The organism is Anaerococcus sp. HMSC075B03 (assembly GCF_001815585.1).
Taxonomy (GTDB): domain Bacteria; phylum Bacillota; class Clostridia; order Tissierellales; family Peptoniphilaceae; genus Anaerococcus; species Anaerococcus vaginalis.
In genome coordinates this window covers 38,021-56,776 of the sequence record NZ_KV821206.1, presented here as the reverse complement: position 1 = coordinate 56,776, position 18,756 = coordinate 38,021, and the positions used below count along the sequence as shown (strand labels likewise).

The window sequence follows — 18,756 nt, the reverse complement described above, 5'->3', positions numbered from 1 at the left end:
AAACTCTTGTCAAAAAACCCTTGATTAATTTCAAGGAATACGGATGTGAAAAATGTGGAATCACCACAAAAAAAAGACAGTAGGTCGCAACTACTGTCTTTTTATTTACTTGTTTTCGGAATAATATTTTTTTACAAAAAATAATATCAAACCAACCAACAAGGGAAAAATAAAATTTTCCAATATTGAGGTTAACAATTTCATCACCTCTTTTCACCTATTAAGTAATAGGCAAAATTATTATATCACAATGAGATTTTTATTTTGAAATTATAAATTAAAAAGTTAAATATTTATTCAAATTAGATTAAACTTGTAAAAATATGGCATTTATTTGTGAAAAAATTTGTGGATTGAAGAATTTTTTTCCATATTGTATAATAAAATCAATATTATTTTGAGGAGATTAATGATGAAAAATAAAGTGAAAATAATAGTAGGAATTCTTTCTTTGGGATTGATTTTTGGGGGATGTAAAAATGAAAATAGTAAGGAAAATCCTTCATCAGATCCTACAATTGCTTATTCTAATAAGAATTCAAATAAATCAAACGAAGAAAAAAATAAAAAATCTGATGTTGACAAAAAAGACCAAGGAAAAGTTGTTGATGGGTCAATAAATTCTGAAATTTTAAAACAAAATTGGAAATACAAAGTTTATTTGCCAAATGGCTATGATGAAAAAAGCGATGAAAAATATCCAGTTTTGTATATGCTCCACGGTTTTGGCGGAAATTCTTCTTCAATTCTTGAAAAATCAAATACAAAAGATATGCTAGATAAAATTATGAAAGATAAAGAAAACAAAATGATTGTTGTCTTTGCTGACGGATTTTCTTCATTTTTCGTTGATAGCGACTATGATAAAAAAATGGAATCAGCTATAAAAGAGGAACTTATAAAAGAAATTGATGGAAAATATAAAACAGATGCAAACAAAACAAAAAGAGCAATCGGAGGATTTTCTGTAGGTGGCTACGGGGCAGCAAGCCTTTCACTAAGAAATCCAGATTTGTTTTCAAAAGCTCTTTTGATTTCCCCAACACTTTGGGACAAACTTGATGAAGATAGCCTAATTAGAAGAAATTATATGGCGTTTTCAGATGGAAAGCAAATGTGGTCTGATGAAGTTTATAAAGAAAAATTTCCTTCAAATTTTATAAATGAAAATACAAAAGATATTAATTTTTATATTAGAGCAAGCGAAGGCGATTCAAAAATAAACATTGAAGATATAGAAAAATTCAACAAAGACTTAGAAAAATCTGAAATAAATACACAATTCAAAAAAGACGGCAAAGAATTCGACCACGATTGGGATTATTGGAATAAAATTACAGAAGAATCTTATATGTGGGTTCTGGAACAATTTAATAAATGATTTTAAAAAATTCTCTTGATTTGAAAAAATTAAGAGAATTTTTTTATTTGAAAAATTTTTCAAAATAGTATTTTATTACAAATAAAATCATCAAAATTTTAAATTTATATTAATCATTTATTTAAATAATATATCTAAAAAAGATTGACTAAAAACTATAAAGTTATATAATTAATTATAATTAGAAGTGTGTAAAAATTAGGAAATTTCAACTTTTAATTTTAAAAATTATAACTAATTTCTTTAATTGATTATACTGAAAAAATTAGATTTCAAAGCTAATTAAAGAAGAAAAAATATTAATTATAAACAAAAATCAAATTTTCAAAAAGGAGTTATTATGAAAAAGATTTTAAGAAAAATGATGTCATTTGTTATGGCTGTTTTTATGGTTTTACAAGTGATGTTGCCAGCTTTTTCAACCACATCAAAAGCTGAAGAAGAAAAACCAAATTCTATAAAGGGATTAGAGGAGATGAAAGATGATTCCGATGTCTATTTTTCAATCCTAAAATCACAGGAAATTTATGACAAAAGCAAAAAGAAAAAAGACGAAAATAAATTTTCTATAGCAATTTCTATGCCCGATACCACTTCGCAATTTAGGCTTATAAAAAGAAATGACCTAAAATTGTATGAAGATGGATATTTCGATACAAACGAAAAGGCAAGCAAGGAATATTGGCGAGTAAAAGATATGCTAAATTCCCAAGGTCTTGACCTTGATTTGGAAATCATAAAAGAAGACCAAGGCTATAAAATTGTAACAAAAGACCAATTAGAAAAGCTTGAAGAAGACGAAAATAAGAATATTTACGGTCAAAATTATTCCTACATAGATTTGAAAATAATGGATGATTTTGATTTTAATGAAAAAGGAATTCAAAAATTATTTGATGAAGATAAATTATTATTTAATCTAGAATTTATCAAATACACAAGCCTAGATCCTGATTTCGAACTATACGAAAAAGACGAAAAGGGAAATTTAAAAATCAAAAACCAAGGGGATCTTTTTGCCCTAATTCGTGAAGATAAAATAAAATTATATAATACAAACTCCTTAGAAGAAGATTACAATAAATTAAAAGCTTACAAAGAAGAAAAACAATCTGAACAACAAAAGGCTCAAGATAAAAAAGAGCAAGAAAATGCTCCAAGCCAAAGCCAAGAAGAAAAAGTACAAGATGAAAAATCTTCTTCTAATAAAGAAAATCTTTCACAAGATAAAAAAGAACAAAACAACAAAGAAGATACAAAAGAAAACAAGGAAAGCAATACAGAAGTTCAAGTAGAATCAAAGGAAAATACAAAAGAGAACACAGAAAATAAAGATAAAAAAGATTCTACACAAGAACCAAAAAAAGAAGAACAAACAAAAAAAGAAGAACAAAAAGAAGAATCTTCACAAAAAACTCAAACACAAGAAAAAAGTGAAGATAAAAAAGAAAAGAAAACCACAGAGAAAAAAGGCTTGATGCCTAAACTTAGAATGTTATTTTTAGGTCAAGGCGAACCAGCAAAACCAAAGCTAGCTAAATTAGAAGCAAATGCCTTAGCCGATAAAAAGTTTACCATAAGAACACGTTTTGATACATCAAATGCTGGTGGACCAATAAAAGAAGGTCAATACTTTATAATTCATTTAGATAAAAAATTAAAAGTAAATGATCAATCAAGTCTAAAACCAATAGAATACAATGGAAAAGTTATTGCGACACCATCATATAATGGAACAGATAAGACAATAACTTACAAAATAACAAGGGATATCACAGAGAAGATCCAAGTCCAACTAAAAATCCCAGTAGACTACGACACATCAAATATAACTGATGATAGCTTTGATACTGATGGTTTAATGACTATCACAAACAGTGTGTCAGGACTTGGAGTAAAAGATCCAAAGAATCTTGTCCCACAAAAAATTGACAAAAATGGAAACCCTGCTGGATCAATCATAGAACCAGACAGAGATGATGTAATAAAAGTCATTGACGATAAAAATGGAAATTACCAAGTCCCAATTGATATTACAGGAGATCCTGTTGTAGAAAATGGAGAAATGGTTGGAATCAACTGGAACATGAGAGTTCACGCTGACCAATCATTAAGCGCACTTGGTTTTGTGGCAAACTTTACAACAGTAGAAGGATCTGGACTTGGAGAAATTGAAAGTGTATTATTAAATGGCGAAAAAGTTGAAGCTACTAATCAACTTGAAAATGCTTTGGGAATAGTAAATTCAAAACACCATAAAGTTACAGAAAACATTCAAGATGCTTCCTATAGCTTCTATACACCAGTAACAAATAAACAAGAAAAATACATGGTTGATGTATCAGTTTTCTTAAAATCAAAAGGAAAGACTGGTGCTGTAAGATTTGTCCTTGACCAAGGCTGGCCAAAAGAAAAAATTGAAGAAGCGACTCCTACAAGAGTTGGAATAAATAACAGAACTACCATTCAAGGTAAGTTTTTGGCAAATGATAAAGCACAGTGGACAATCACAGATGCCATCTCATCTGGAGATGAAGAAAATGGAGGTATGCCTCTAGCAGACAGAAAACTTGACGGTGATCAAACTGTTACAAGTGGTAAGAGTGCAGTTTATGGATTAAATGCTGAAGGTAAAATGGTTCAAATCGGGGAAACTAAAGAAAATCTTTCGAAATTACCATCAAAAGAAAATGACCCATCTGGAAAACAAGCAGTTGGAAACATTGCAGTTTATAAATTAGATACACAACTAACTAATTCAGACAAACCAAGTAACTACAATATTTCAGGTGTAAGAATTTCTAAATTTAAAGACCTATACATCGACCAAGTTTGGAACTTCCCAGAAAAAGGCATGACTATGCCAAGACAAGACTTTATTGCAAAAGATAATGAAGGTAAAGAACTTGGTAAAGTTCATGTAGAAGAAGGAGATGCTGGACAAACAACAAGATTTGTCACAATTCCTAACGCAAGATATTGGGACATTGACGAAAAGACTCACGAAGCTTCTAAAAGAGAAAATAAAATTGAACAAAAATTCAAGGAAGATACTGTAGAAGTAGGTGACAAAACATACAAGTACAACGAAAATGCCAACTACTATCAAAGAGATACAAAAAGTCAATATATCCAAAACTCTGCTATTGATATAACTAAACCAAACCCTGTTACCTTTACAGTAGTAAAAGTTGATAGCAATGATCCAAGTAAAAAACTTGAAGGAGCAAAATTCAAATTACTTGGCGATAATCAACCATCAATAGTTACCGATGACCAAGGTAGAGCTACATTTAATAATGTACTTCCTGGAAGATACACTCTAATAGAAGAAAAAGCTCCAGATGGATACAAGCTTGACCAATCACAAAAAACAATCACCATAGCAGAAGATGGTACAATTAGTGTAAATGGTAGCAATATCCAACTAAGTGGAGGCAAAAATCATACAAAACTCGTTCAACACAACAGTTACCCTAACTGGCCAGACTACATGAACGCTATGCATTACGGCAAAATTAATGATAATGGCGAATTAGAATTCTATCTTTATCTTAAACCAGAAAGCAATAATGGTGGTGGCGGCACAAATAAAAATACAAGACTTAATATTTCTATACCAGGTGTGAACATTACAGATGTAAAAGCTTACGACGTATACCCAAGCTCTAGACAAACTGTTAAATACAGCATGGAAAAACAAATTGCCGATCAATATATACCTAACCTTGGAAATGATGTAATAAATGCTGCAAATAATAACAAGATTACAGGTACTCCAAGTAAACATGATCCTTACACAGGAAAAACAGGCTATCAAATCTACTTCCCACAAGAAAGATTTGAAAATGACTGGGGATTCTTAGTAAAAGTAAAAGCAAAGGTAGGAGACAAACAGTCTGTAAACTTAGACTACGATTGGTTGACAGATAAAGATACAGCAAACGAAACAAAACTTACTCAAAGCGTTATTTTAAATAAAACAAATGGACAAGGAGAAGGCGAAGAAAATCAAATTTTAGTAACAAACGAAGAATTTACAAAAAGTCCAATATCTGCAACTAAATTTGGCGATGAATTTGATGAAAAAGGAAATAGAAAAAGACTTCAAGGTGCAGAATTTGTCCTAAAAGATAGCACTGGAAGAACACTTGCCAACAAATTTACTGACGAAAAAGGTACAGCTAATTTCGGACAATATCCACCAGGAACATATAGACTAGAAGAAGTTCAAGCTCCAGACGGATATATAAAATCAAATATATATTTTGAAGTTGTCGTTGATGAACAAGGTCAAGTAAAATACAATGCAAGATTTGAAGACGGTATTGGTAAACCAGAAGCAGGACGAGATTACTATATAGAAAAAGGTGAAGAAACTGGAGGCTCAAACAAGGCTACAGTTACAAATGTTAACCAAAGACTTGAATATCTAGAAAACGAACCAGGAGATATTGGTGTACAAACAGGTGTATGGGAAGCCTATAGATATGAATCATTAAAATATCATGCTGACATCACTCTATCTGATTCATCTCCGAATACAAGATTTGAAATTCAATTTGATAGAAACCTTGACTTTACTCAATATTTTAGTGATTTTCCTAAGATTGTTATAAATGGAGAAGAAGTTGCCGATCCATACTTCGATTACAACACTAACCTATTGACTTACGTATTTAATGATAAGTCAAAAGGAGGACCAGCTACAGCTTCTATTAACCTTAGAGGTATAATTCCAGATAAATACTATGCCAAAGAAACAAGAAAAAATCCAAATTCATATCCATTTACTATCAAAGTAGCTCCTGGTGTAGCTGGTGTTGGTGGAAATGCTAATATGACTACAAATATACAAGCAGACTATGGACCATACGACTCAGGATCAGGAAATAGTAACCAATTCTATTACTTCAGAGATGTATACCAAAAAGAAGATGGAAACTGGTATGTAACAGTCATGGCTTATCTAAACCCTATGGGATTTTCTTATGGATCTAAGACAACACGATTCAATTGGATAACAACAGACTTCCAAGGCGATGTACAAATTGCTAGATGGAGTGGTAAGGGTTATAGACCTCTTTATAATTTAGAAGATGTGAAGGTATATGGAACTGATTTTGCATCATATAAGGAAGATGGAGTTTGGAAAAACCCTTATATGCCACCATCCCTAGGTGTAAGACCAGAACAAGACCCTAATATTTATCACTTATTAGCGCACCAAAGAATAGATCCTAATCAAGGGCTAAATATAAGAGAAAATGATGTAACAATAAATTATGATCCTAATCAAATTAAAACAGATCAAAGAATTGATAGAAATTCTCCTCTAAAGATTACGACACCGAAACCAAGAGATAACGGTGGCTATATAATAGAACAAACATTTAAGATTACTGATATAAAACAGTTCAACAAAAAATGGAGAGCCTTCCACATGACTGATGGTAATCTTGAATCAGCTTTCGCATCAAGGGCCAATGTCAACACAGCCAAAGGAGACCAATCAGGTGGAGAAATACCAAAATATTATAAAGAAGTAATTGGTTTAATAAACAACAAATACACTCCAGGTTCTTTTAAATTAACAAAATACGAAGAAGCAAATCAAGGAAAGAAACTTCCAAATGCAACTTTTGCATTGACAGATGAAAATGGCAAGACAATTTACAGGTCATCAGATGCAAACGGAGAAGTAAACTTTAAAGATATTGCACCAGGCAGATACACTCTAGAAGAAACTAGAGCGCCAGAAGGCTATCAGCTTACTAATAAAAAATGGCAAGTTACAATTTTAAATGACGGTAGCGTTAGAATTAGAGAAACATCTGTTACTGGCGCAGGTCAGCTATATACTGGTAATAATATTAATATACAAGTTTCCAATAAGCCAGCTGGACAAAAGTTCAGAGTCTACAAAAAAGACGGAGATGGTAGACCACTTCCTGGAGCAAAATTCAAGATATCTGATCCAGAAAATAAGGACTCAAACTTCCCAATATATGCAACATCAGATGAAAATGGTATTGTACAATTTAACGGTACTCCACAAGAAAAGAAAAACTACGTTCTTGAAGAAGTTGAGCCACCAACAGGTTATAACAAACTTAATAAAAAATGGGTTTTAAGAGTAGAAGAAGGTAAAGTAAAAATTTACAACTATTCTAAAAATACAGAAGGTGGACAAAAAGTTCAATCAATACTAGGTGCAGAAGGCGCAGAATGGGTTGATGTTAAAAACAGAAATACAGCAGGCTGGTCAAATTATGACAATAGATGGACAGGCTGGACAGGCAATAATAATGATGCTAGATTTATGGGTACAAGAATTGTAGCTATAAATAAAAAAGAAAATTACGTTATCCAAAGATACGTAATAAACCCAGAAGCAAGAAATATTGATAAAACAACTGCATCTATCCACAGACAATCAACACGTGATCCTAACATGGATTGGTTTGATATGAATAAATTTGATAAAAATAATGACATCAAAGTATTCAAGCTATACAAACCAGTCACAGGACTTATCTCTGATATAAGACTTACAAACTATAAGGCAGAAGATATTACATCTACAGTTACAAATACAGCTACTCAAGAAGCTGGAAGATACGGAGAACCAGATAGATTAAAATTTAATCTACCAGCTACAGATAAGCCGATAGTAATAGACATCAAAGTTCCATACAAAGATGCAAATGGCGGAGTAGGAACGGGAATGGACTGGGTGAACGGAAATCAAATTTATTGGAAAGCTGACTTCTACGAAACAGTATCCAATATCAAGACAACAGGTCCAACAACAGGAACAACAGGCACAATCCTAGGTTCTTATGTAGGAGAAGACTCTCTAGATGTAACAAACGACGCTAAAACTTATGGATTTAAGATTAAAAAAGTAAAAGAAGGAGAAACTGATAAAGCAATACCAGGAGCAGTCTTCAAATTAACAGGTCCAGACAATAGTCCAAATGAAAGATATATGACTACTGGAAGTGACGGTAAGATTTCTTTCAACGGTTTAAAACCAGGAAAATATAAATTAGAAGAAGAAAAACCAGCACCAGGTTATGAAAAGTCTAATACAACTTGGACAGTAAGAGTAGCAAGTGATGGAAAAGTATATATAAAAGACGATAATAAAGCTACTGATCCGAAAAACCCAAGTGTAACAGTATCTACAAATGCAAATACAGCTAGAAATAATCTAATGAGAAGATTACAAATGGCAGGAGCAAACACTGAGCTTGAGATCAGTGGAAATCTAGTAGATACACTAAATCCACTAAGAGCTGGAAATGGTTGGGAAGTTGTAGACAATGCAAGTTCAACTCAACCTACAAAGAGAGAAGATGCTTCCGATTCAGATTATGGACAGTTAATTGACACAAAGATTATTGAAATAGACAAAGAAAATAATAGATACAAACAAGTATTTATTTACAAACCAGGTGTAACTGCTAAACGTAATCGTAACATAAAATTCCACAGAGCTTATGAAAATTACAATATAAGTCCAAATGAAGTTACGACAAGAGTTTTCCAAGTACCTGATGGTACTAGCCTAGCTAATATAAATGAAAGCACAGATATAGATTCAATACCTGGAAAAACTGATATAAGTAATAATGTTAGATTTAAAGCAGAAGGTAGCAAGAAGATTCAAACTACAGATATTAACACTAGATACCCAGGCACTATCTTAATAGAAGTTGAAACAAATTATAATGAAAACCAAGCAATTGGTTTGGGTTCAAACTATGATTTTAATACAAGTTCTCAATCTGCATATGGTCACAAATGTTGGTTAGAAAAATCCTATGCAAACGAAGCAGGAGTTCCAGTAGTAAAAACAACTGTTAACTACACAATCACATTTTATGGAAATGGTGGAACATGGAAAATGGATCCAGTAACAGTTGAAGAAAATACTGAATACGAATTACCAGGATCATCATTTATACCACCAGATGGAAAAGAATTCGATGGATGGCTAGTAAATGGCGTGAATAAAAATCCTGGAGATAAAATAACTGTAACAAGTGATTTAACAATTCAAGCTCAATGGAGAAACAAAGCTCCAAAACAAGCAACTGTTTCTTTTAGACCTGGAGAAGGTTCTGGCACAATGGCAGAACAAAAAGTTAATATTGGTTCTGAATATACATTGCCACCTAACGGATTTACTCCACCAACGGGAAAAGAATTTAAAGCGTGGAATGTAAGCGAACAAGAAAAACAACCAGGCGATGTAATTACAATTAATGCTAATGTAACAATAAAAGCAGTTTGGAAAGAAAAAGCTCCAGAAACTCATAATGTAATAGTTGAACATCCAGACCAAGAAGGTGGAACTATTACTGCTGAACCAACTTCTGCAACAGCAGGTACAGAAATTAAATTAACAGTTACTCCAAAAGATAATTATAAAATCGTAAGTGTAACAATGAATGGACAAACTTTAACACCTTATGCTGAAGGTAAATATAAATTCACAATGCCAGCATCAAATGCTACAGTTTCTGCTACATTCAAGAAAAAACCAGACCAACCTAGCGAGGACGAAAAAGAAATCCCATCTGATGGTTTTGCTCAAATTACTAACAAGCAAACAGGTCTTGATCTTAAGATTTATAAGAAAGACAGATACGACAGAAAGCTTGAAGGTGCTATATTCAAGATCAAAAAAACTGATAAGAATTACGAAACCTTTGATAAAGATTTTGGGGTAAAAATAGGGACTTCAAATAAAGAAGGGCTTGTAGAATTCAAGGATAACAAGGGCAACATTATTAACTTACCAGTGGGACATTATGTAATTGAAGAAACGGCAGCTCCACTTGGATACAGAAAGCCAAATGCTCCTTGGAAGGTAGAAGTTGTAGAAGAAAATGGTCAACTTGTTGCAAAATACAAAGGACCTAAAGAAACACCACAAAGCTTTGTAGAAAAGAATGAAAATCTTACAATAAAAGAAGAAAATGGTGTAAGATACGCTACAAAAATTACTCATATTGATACAGAATCAAGATCATTTATACAAAGAGTGTATATTGATACAAGGAAGAAACAAGGAACTGTCAATGTTCAAATCAAACCAAAACACAAAAGAGAAGAAATTGACAGAGCCGGACTTCCTCCAGTAACTATCAAAGAAGGTGTAAAAACAGCTTACAGGTCAACTTATAAGATAAGTGGAATAAATGGCGACCCTGATCCAGCTCAAATGATTAAAATCTTAAATGACTATGACGTTTCTAACCCAAATGTTACTGTAGTCAACACAGCAAGATGGAGACCATTTGATTGGGGCTTTGACGAAGACCAACTAAATCTTGAACCAGGCGTATATTATATTGATATTGAAGGCTTCTATGATACTTCAATAATTGATAGAAATGTTACTAATGAAGTAAGGATAAATGGTAATTATAACTTCATAGATAAAAATGGAGTTGAAACTAAAGAACCAGTATTAAAAGATTCTTATGTAAATAACGACAAAGATGAATTGCCAGATGCTGATTTAGGAAAGATCGATATTGATATTGAGTTCTACGATGGTGCAAGAGAGTTCCAACAATTATATATCACTAAGAATAATACAATAGATTACAAAACTGTTAAAGATGAAAACGGTAAGGATGAAGCATCTTATCAAAGTGGTGCTGAAGCACTTAGACAGTGGTTGTTAATAAATCGTGGTGAACCACGAGCTAAGAAATGGGCTGAAGAAAAACCGGCTGGCAAAAAATATGTTAATCCTTTAGGTAAAAATGTGACTATGGAAGGTCAACCTTATATAACAGGTAAAATAGTACCTCCTATAGAAACAGAGACTCCATCTAGTAAAATAAGTACAAGCATGGACATTAGCTCTCTATACTCATCACAAAAAGAAAACAAAGTTCCTCAAGAAGGACTAAATGTTGTAAATGATGCTGAAAGATACAATATCACCTTCTCTAAACACGGTAAACTTACTGACACTGATTCTATAGAAGAAATGACTAAGAGAAGACTTGAAGGTGCAGTATTCAAGCTTGAAAAGAGAGTAAGAGAAGGTATCTATGAAGAAGTAGAAGGTTCTTACGTATCATCAGCCTTTAACGGTTACTTTGGTTTCAGAGGACTTGAACCAGGACGTTATAGACTAATAGAAGTCCAAGCGCCAAAAGGATACAAACCAATTGATGGACCACTTCTACATTTCTCAGTTGAAACAGTAAGTATAGTTTCACAAAGGATAACTGATCCAAGAACTGGTGAAAACATTGATGTTAAGAAAGTTGAATTCTATTTCCCAGGAAATAACACTCCTTACAAGTTTGAAGACTTAGAAATGCACGATCCAGTAACTGATAAAGTCATCAAATTTATGAAGGCAAAGAATGCTGATTTGGAAACAACTAGAATTATAAATCCATTAGATAAAACTAAAGAAGTGCCTTTGAGGGATTTGAGTATCAAATTCCCAGGAGAAATAAAGGATAAAGAAGGAAAGGTTGTAAAGGACACTTACCTAATTAGTGAAATCCAAATAACACCAACTTCTAACGGATATATCTCCTTAGAATACGATAAGGCGAATGGTGTTTACCAATATGTTCCTGAAACATCAACTACTGAAGAAAATGGTAAGTTAGTAGACTATGTAACAAGCGCCACTGCCAAGAACATGGGTAAAATCGTAAACGAAAAACCAGGAAAAGGTAGTGTAACGATCAATAAAGTTGATGAACATGGAAATGCCTTAAAGGGTACAAAAAATGAAAAAGGCGAACTAATAGCAGGAGCTAGGTTTAGACTTACAAACCTAACTGATGGTTTAACACCTGTTGAAAAAACTGTAGGAACCGATGGTAACTTATCATTTGATGGACTTAAGATAGGTAACTACAAACTAGAAGAAATTGAATCTCCTGATGGACACATCAATACTGGTCAAGTATGGCACTTTACTGTTGGTGGTAAAGACCTTGACCCATATTCAGAAGATATTGCACCTACAGGAAGAGATTTATCAGGACAAATTAAGCTTACAGAATCAAAAATGAATGTGGTAAGTCCTATAAATAAAAATGGTGCTCCAACGGTAAAAGGAGAAATTCATCCTCACCTTGGAGAATCTCTAGTATTTGATAATAGCTACAAGGTACCTGAAGGAATAAAGATAAATCCAGGGGATTATTTCACATTAAAACTTAAAGATTCAACAGATCTTCATGGAATTTTTGAAAATCCTATTGATAATCTAGATATATTTGCAGATGGAGTAGGTACTATAGCAAAGGCAAACTACAATAGAGCAGCTGGAACTATAACTTACACTTTCACAAAATATGCAGATACCTATGAATTAAAGAACATTTCTAATAAGATAGCTGCCTTTATTAATCTAGATGTGATAAGACAGTCTAAAAATAATGTGCCAGTTGGATTTATAATGAACAATGATTATAAATCTAGCAATATTAATGTTGTTTATGATTTAAAAACTGAGAGAAAAAATGATGGTAGAAACTTCATTAACTACACATCAAAGATAGTTAAGTACAATCCTGATACTGGAGAATTTGTTCATTATTTCTATATAAATAGAGATAGAACTCCAACAGGAGCTTTCGATTTTAATTTCTTATCAGGACAAAATCTATCAAATGTTCTTGTTACAGAATACAAGGTTTTAAATAACTTAGAAAATGCTATGCCAGAATCATTTGGTGTTGATGAAAATAGCAATAATTTAGGCCGTGGTAGAGTTATTAATTCTTCTAATTACCTACCAGCAGGAAGGGAATTAACTACTCCTTACTATAATGGAGTGACTAGTGACGGATCCTATATTGTAAAAGTCACTGGTAAAGTAGCTGATGAGGATAAGAGCAAGTATGTAGGACACTCAAATATTATTCATTACTATGGAAATGGGTATGTTTTATATGCTGATAGATTTGATGCAGTTTACCAATTTGTAAATGAATCATCAGCTGAAGCTAAGCTAACTATAAAAGCTATTAACCCATCTAATAAGATTAAATTTAAGAAGATTAATAGTAAGAGTGAAGCTTTAAAAGGTGCAAAATTCCAACTTTCCAAAAAAGATAATAATGGAAATTGGAATTATTATGGTCAACAAATTACGACTAAAGACGATGGGTTAATTGAATATTCTAAGTTACCAAAAGGTGAATATCAATTAATAGAAATCACAGCACCACAAGGATATGTAAAGCCAGATGGTCCACTTGCAGAATTCAAAGTAGATGAAAGTGGAAAAGTCTTCAGAAAAGAATCCTACAAAGATGAAAAGGGACAAGACCAAGTAAGATTTATCGAAGAACCTGGTGTAGTTCCAATAACTTTAGTAAACAACAAGGAACATGAAGTAGTCTTCAAGAAAGTAGATGCAGCTGATAAAAAAGCTCTTGAAGGTGCTGAATTTAAAGTATTGTATAAGAATGAAAAGACAGGAGAATATTCTGATAAGAATATAACTTTGTACAAAGATGCAGATGGTAACCTATATGCATTAAAATCTGATGACACTCCTCCTACTGGTTATACAAAACTAGATACGTTTACAAGTGGAAAAGATGGTATTGTTAAGTTCAAAGTAAATGAACCTGGATTCTACGCTCTTAAAGAAACAAAAGCACCAAAAGGATATATTAATCCAAGAGGTATTGTAAAAGAGTTTGCGGTCTTAGATGATAAGGTCCAAACAGAACAATACAAGACTGAAATGGATGTTAATAAGAAAACTGGATGGAGCATGTCTTATGACGTATTCCAAAAATCCTATACTACTAATATGACTTTGAGATTTAATCCAAATCATGAAGATATAACTTATGTGAAAGATAAATCTACAATAAAATTGTCAGATTTACCACTTAAGTCTGAAATTTGGGATAATAAGTTTAATGCTAAGCAACCTATTGAGATAGAAGCTTATCTAGTAGATAATGATAATAAAGAAACTACTAAGAAGACTTATAAGTTAGATTTAACAAAAGATTATGCTACTAATCTTAAAGCTTCAAAGATTATTGATCTTTACTCCTTAGTAAAAGAATTGGAAAAAGAAAATACTGATGGAGATATTAAATCTAATAAGACTGTAGTATTAACAATGAGCTCATCTCTTTATCTAAGCTCTGAATTAGATATTAAATCTAATATAGTTATAGGTGATAAGATAAAAGAGAACAGAACATTCCATATAGGAACAAAGGGCGATGAAAATGTTGATCATAGCTACAAATTTACTAATATGGAAGAAATAACATCTGATGAACCTATTGAGATTGTAAATAGAAAATTATCTCTTCCATTTACAAGAGGAATAAGAGCTTGGATTGGATTTACAATTATTGGTCTTATCCTTATGATTCTTGCAGCTTATTATTACAATAAAAAGAAAAACAAGGCGCTAGAAATTGAAAAAAATTAATAGCAAAAATTAAAATTTAATTTATAAATTTTAAAAGTTTTAACTGACTTTGATTTGAATTTTTTCAAATTAGAGTCAGTTTTTTTGTCTAAAATTTAAATTTATATTGATTAGTTTTGGGTAAGTATTTATTAGAGAAAAAAAGGAGGATTTATGTTAGATTTTACTTATAATATTCCAACAAAGATACATTTTGGAAAAGATGCTCTTGATTATGTGGGCGAGGAAGTTAAGAAATTTTCTGATAAGGTGCTTATAACTTATGGTGGTGGCTCTATAAAGAAAAATGGAGTTTATGATAAGGTTATAAAAGAGCTTAAAGGTTCTGGAGTTGAAATTTTTGAACTTTCTGGAATTGAACCAAATCCTAGGATTGATTCTGTAAGAGAAGGTATAAAAATTATAAAGGAAAATAATATTGGTGCAATTCTTGCTGTTGGTGGTGGATCTACAATTGATGCGTCAAAATTTATGGCAGCTGGTGCTTGTGCAGATTTTGATCCTTGGGAATTTATTTCAAAAGGAAAGCCAATGAGCCCTGCAATTCCACTTTTGTCAGTTCTTACCATGGCTGCAACCGGATCTGAGATGGATAATGGTGGGGTTATTACAAACCCTGAAACAAAAGAAAAACTTTCATCAGGTCACGAAGATACCAGACCAAAAGTTTCATTTTTAAATCCAGAAATCACATATTCTGTAAATGAATTCCAAACAGCTTGTGGATCTAGTGATATTTTATCTCACATTTTTGAATCCTATTTTAATGTTGATGATTCAATGTTTATGCTTGATAGAATTATGGAATCTTTAATGAAAACTGTAATAAAATACGGTCCAATTGCCATGAAAGATCCTAAAAATTATGAGGCAAGGGCAAATCTTATGTGGGCATCATCTTGGGCAATCAATGATTTTATTGCAAATTCTGCAAAGGCATCTTGGACAGTTCATCCAATCGAACACGAACTTTCAGCCTTTTATGATATAACCCACGGTCTTGGTCTTGCGATTTTGACACCAAGATGGATGGAATATGTTTTGAGTGAAAAAACTGTTCATAAATTCTATGATTTGGGAGTAAATGTTTTTGATATTGATAAAAATCTTGACCAAATGGAAGTTGCAAAAAAAGCTATAGAAAAAACAAAAGAATTTTTCTTTGAAAGTCTTGGACTTGATTCAAATTTGAAAAAAATTGGTATAGATGAAGAATATTTTGACCAAATGAGCAAAAAGGCTTGTGGCAAAAACGGCAAAATAAATGGTTTTGTAGAACTTAAACCTGAAGATGTTAAAAAAATTTACCAAATGTGCCTTGAGGATTAATAATTTGAAAAATTTTAATAGTAATTTAAAATCAAATAATAAATAATTTTTAATACTAAACACCCTACAAAAAGGGTGTTTTAAATTGCTTATTTTTATGTTTTCTTATAAAATATAAGAGGTGAAAAAATATGAGAGAATTTAGTAATGATTTAAAAAAAATAGTTATAAAAGTAGGTTCTTCTTCTGTAAGCCATGAAAATGGTGGAGTTGATATTGAAAGAATTGAAGAGCTTGCTAAGGAAATTGTAAATTTGGAAAACAAGGGCATTAAGGTAATTTTGGTTTCATCTGGTGCGATTGCAACTGGGGCGAACAGGCTCAATGTTAAAAGACCTAGAAATGATATTAGTAAAAAACAAGCTACAGCTGCAGTTGGGCAAGTTACTTTGATGAATACTTTCCTCAAAGCTTTTGCGGAATATGGGTATTCTATTGGGCAAATTCTATTGACAAGAATGGTTGAAACTAACGAAGTTATGAATTTTAATGCCAAAAATACTATAAATGATTTGTTGGAAATGGGCGTTATCCCAATTGTAAATGAAAACGACACGATTTCTACTTATGAAATTGATTTTGGGGATAATGATACCCTATCATCAGTTGTTGCAAAATTGGTTGATGCTGATTTGCTTATGCTTTTGTCAGATATTGACGGACTTTATACAGATGACCCTAGAATTAATAAGGATGCAAAATTAATCAAAGAAGTTAATGTGATTGACGAAAAATTAAGGTCAATGGGTAAGGATTCTTATTCAAATCTTGGAACAGGTGGGATGGCTACAAAAATTAATGCAGCTAACCTTTGTATGGAAAAGGGAATTGATACGGTAATTGCAAATTCAAAAGATTTGAAAAATATTAGAAGAATAGTGAAAGGAGAGGAAATTGGAACAATCTTTAAAAGAAAAATTGACTAAAATGGGTGAGCTTTCCAAAAAAGCAAAAAAAGATTTTGTAAAGCTTTCAACAAAAGATAAAAATAAAATTTTGGAAAATATAAAAATTTCCATGGAAAAAAACAGGGAAAATATTCTTGAAGCAAACAAAAAAGACTACGACAAGGGGATTTCCAACAATATGGCAGAAGGTCTTCTTGATAGGCTTAAACTTGATGATGAGAGAATTGACTCAATGATTTTTTCAATTGATCAAATGATAAAACTTCCTGATCCAATTGGAAAAATGACTGATGTGAGAACTCTTGAAAATGGGCTTTTGATTGGAAAAAAATCTGTTGCAATCGGAGTTTTGGCAATGATTTATGAAGCAAGGCCAAATGTAACCTTGGATGCGTCAATTCTTGCTATAAAATCTTCAAATTCTATAATTTTAAGAAGCGGAAAAGAGGCAATAAATTCTTCTCTTGCCATTGCAAGTGCAATCAGAGAAGGAATAAAAAATACAGGTTTTGATGAAAATATTGTCCAAATAATTGACGATACAAGCAGGGAATCATCAACTGAGCTTATGAAATTAAATGGCTATGTAGACTTGTTAATTCCAAGAGGATCAGCATCTCTTATAAATGCAGTTGTAAAAAATGCAAGCGTACCAACCCTTGAAACAGGAGTGGGAAATTGCCATTTGTATGTTGATAAGTATGCAGATATTGAAAAAGCATTGAAGATTTTTGAAAACGGCAAAACTCAAAGAATTGGAGTGTGCAATGCCCTTGAAAGTTTAGTTGTTCACAAGGACGTTGATGAAAAATTTTATGATGGACTAAATAAAATCGTAGAAAAATATAAATTAAAAGTTCACGCTTGTGAGAACACTATAGGAAAAATAAAAGGAGCAATCCCAGCAAGCGATGAAGATTATGGGAAAGAATATTTAGATTATGAATTTTCAGTAAAAGAAGTGGAAAATATAGACCAGGCAATTGACCACATTTACAAATATTCCACAGGCCATTCAGATGCAATAATTACAGAAAAAATAGAAGAAGCAAATAAATTCATCCAAGAAGTAGACTCAGCTTGCGTTTACGTAAACGCATCAACAAGGTTTACAGATGGATCAGAATTTGGCTTTGGAGCAGAAATAGGAATCTCAACCCAAAGACTTCACGCAAGAGGACCAGTTGGATTAAATGAGCTTACAACTTATAAATATGTGATTTTGGGAGAAGGGCAAATTAGGGAATAATCTTTTTTAAAGATTATTTTAGAAATTTAGGTTTTTTCTTGTAATAAATTACTGTTTTTATTTAATCCTTCGTTATTAAGGGGACAAATTAGGGGACTTCCGATTGTCCCCACAATTTTTCCCCTTAAACCCCTTTTAACGAACCCCCTTAACCGGCCCTTGCAGGGGGCAAAATCAGAAAGAAACTTGCGTTTCTTTCGTTTTTAAATTTATTATTCAAATTTAATAAGTATATAAGCCCAAAATAAATAAATTCAAAGTTCATTAAAAGAGAAAAAATAACTCACTAACGTTCAAACAATTTTTTCTCTAATAATTCACTTGAATTTATAATTATTTTTAAATTGCAATTAAATTTTTAAAACTTGAAAGAAGCGAAGCTTCTTACAAGAAAAGCTCCATGCAATGGTCGGTTGCAGGGGGG

General features: G+C 32.0%; 5 protein-coding genes. All 5 read left to right on the top strand.

The genetic code is table 11. The annotated features are described in order from the left end of the window. Window positions 1-412: 412 nt before the first annotated feature. The 5 genes from HMPREF3045_RS08325 (at window position 413) to HMPREF3045_RS08305 (ending at window position 18,332) form a co-directional block, all read left to right on the top strand. Entirely contained in the window at window positions 413-1,381 is a 969-nt protein-coding gene (locus tag HMPREF3045_RS08325) for an alpha/beta hydrolase (RefSeq protein ID WP_257244393.1), read from the top strand. A 340-nt stretch (window positions 1,382-1,721) separates the two neighbouring features. Next, entirely contained in the window at window positions 1,722-14,846 is a 13,125-nt protein-coding gene (locus HMPREF3045_RS08320) for a SpaA isopeptide-forming pilin-related protein (RefSeq protein ID WP_070738583.1), read from the top strand. A gap of 153 nt (window positions 14,847-14,999) precedes the next feature. Next, window positions 15,000-16,175, top strand: coding sequence for an iron-containing alcohol dehydrogenase (locus tag HMPREF3045_RS08315; RefSeq protein ID WP_070738581.1), 1,176 nt, complete (start codon window positions 15,000-15,002; stop codon window positions 16,173-16,175). A gap of 131 nt (window positions 16,176-16,306) precedes the next feature. Next, window positions 16,307-17,101: a glutamate 5-kinase gene (gene proB, locus HMPREF3045_RS08310; protein ID WP_070738579.1), complete on the top strand. Its 795-nt coding sequence runs from the start codon at window positions 16,307-16,309 to the stop codon at window positions 17,099-17,101. Then, window positions 17,070-18,332, top strand: a complete 1,263-nt coding sequence (locus tag HMPREF3045_RS08305) for a glutamate-5-semialdehyde dehydrogenase (RefSeq protein ID WP_070738577.1) — start codon at window positions 17,070-17,072, stop codon at window positions 18,330-18,332. The genes proB and HMPREF3045_RS08305 overlap by 32 nt, the downstream gene beginning before the upstream one ends. Window positions 18,333-18,756 lie beyond the last annotated feature (424 nt).

Excerpts from the sequence above, each read along its gene's own strand:
- HMPREF3045_RS08325 (WP_257244393.1), top strand. The coding sequence starts at position 413 with ATGAAAAATAAAGTGAAAATAATAGTAGGAATTCTTTCTTTGGGATTG.
- HMPREF3045_RS08320 (WP_070738583.1), top strand. The coding sequence starts at position 1,722 with ATGAAAAAGATTTTAAGAAAAATGATGTCATTTGTTATGGCTGTTTTT.
- HMPREF3045_RS08315 (WP_070738581.1), top strand. The coding sequence starts at position 15,000 with ATGTTAGATTTTACTTATAATATTCCAACAAAGATACATTTTGGAAAA.
- proB (WP_070738579.1), top strand. The coding sequence starts at position 16,307 with ATGAGAGAATTTAGTAATGATTTAAAAAAAATAGTTATAAAAGTAGGT.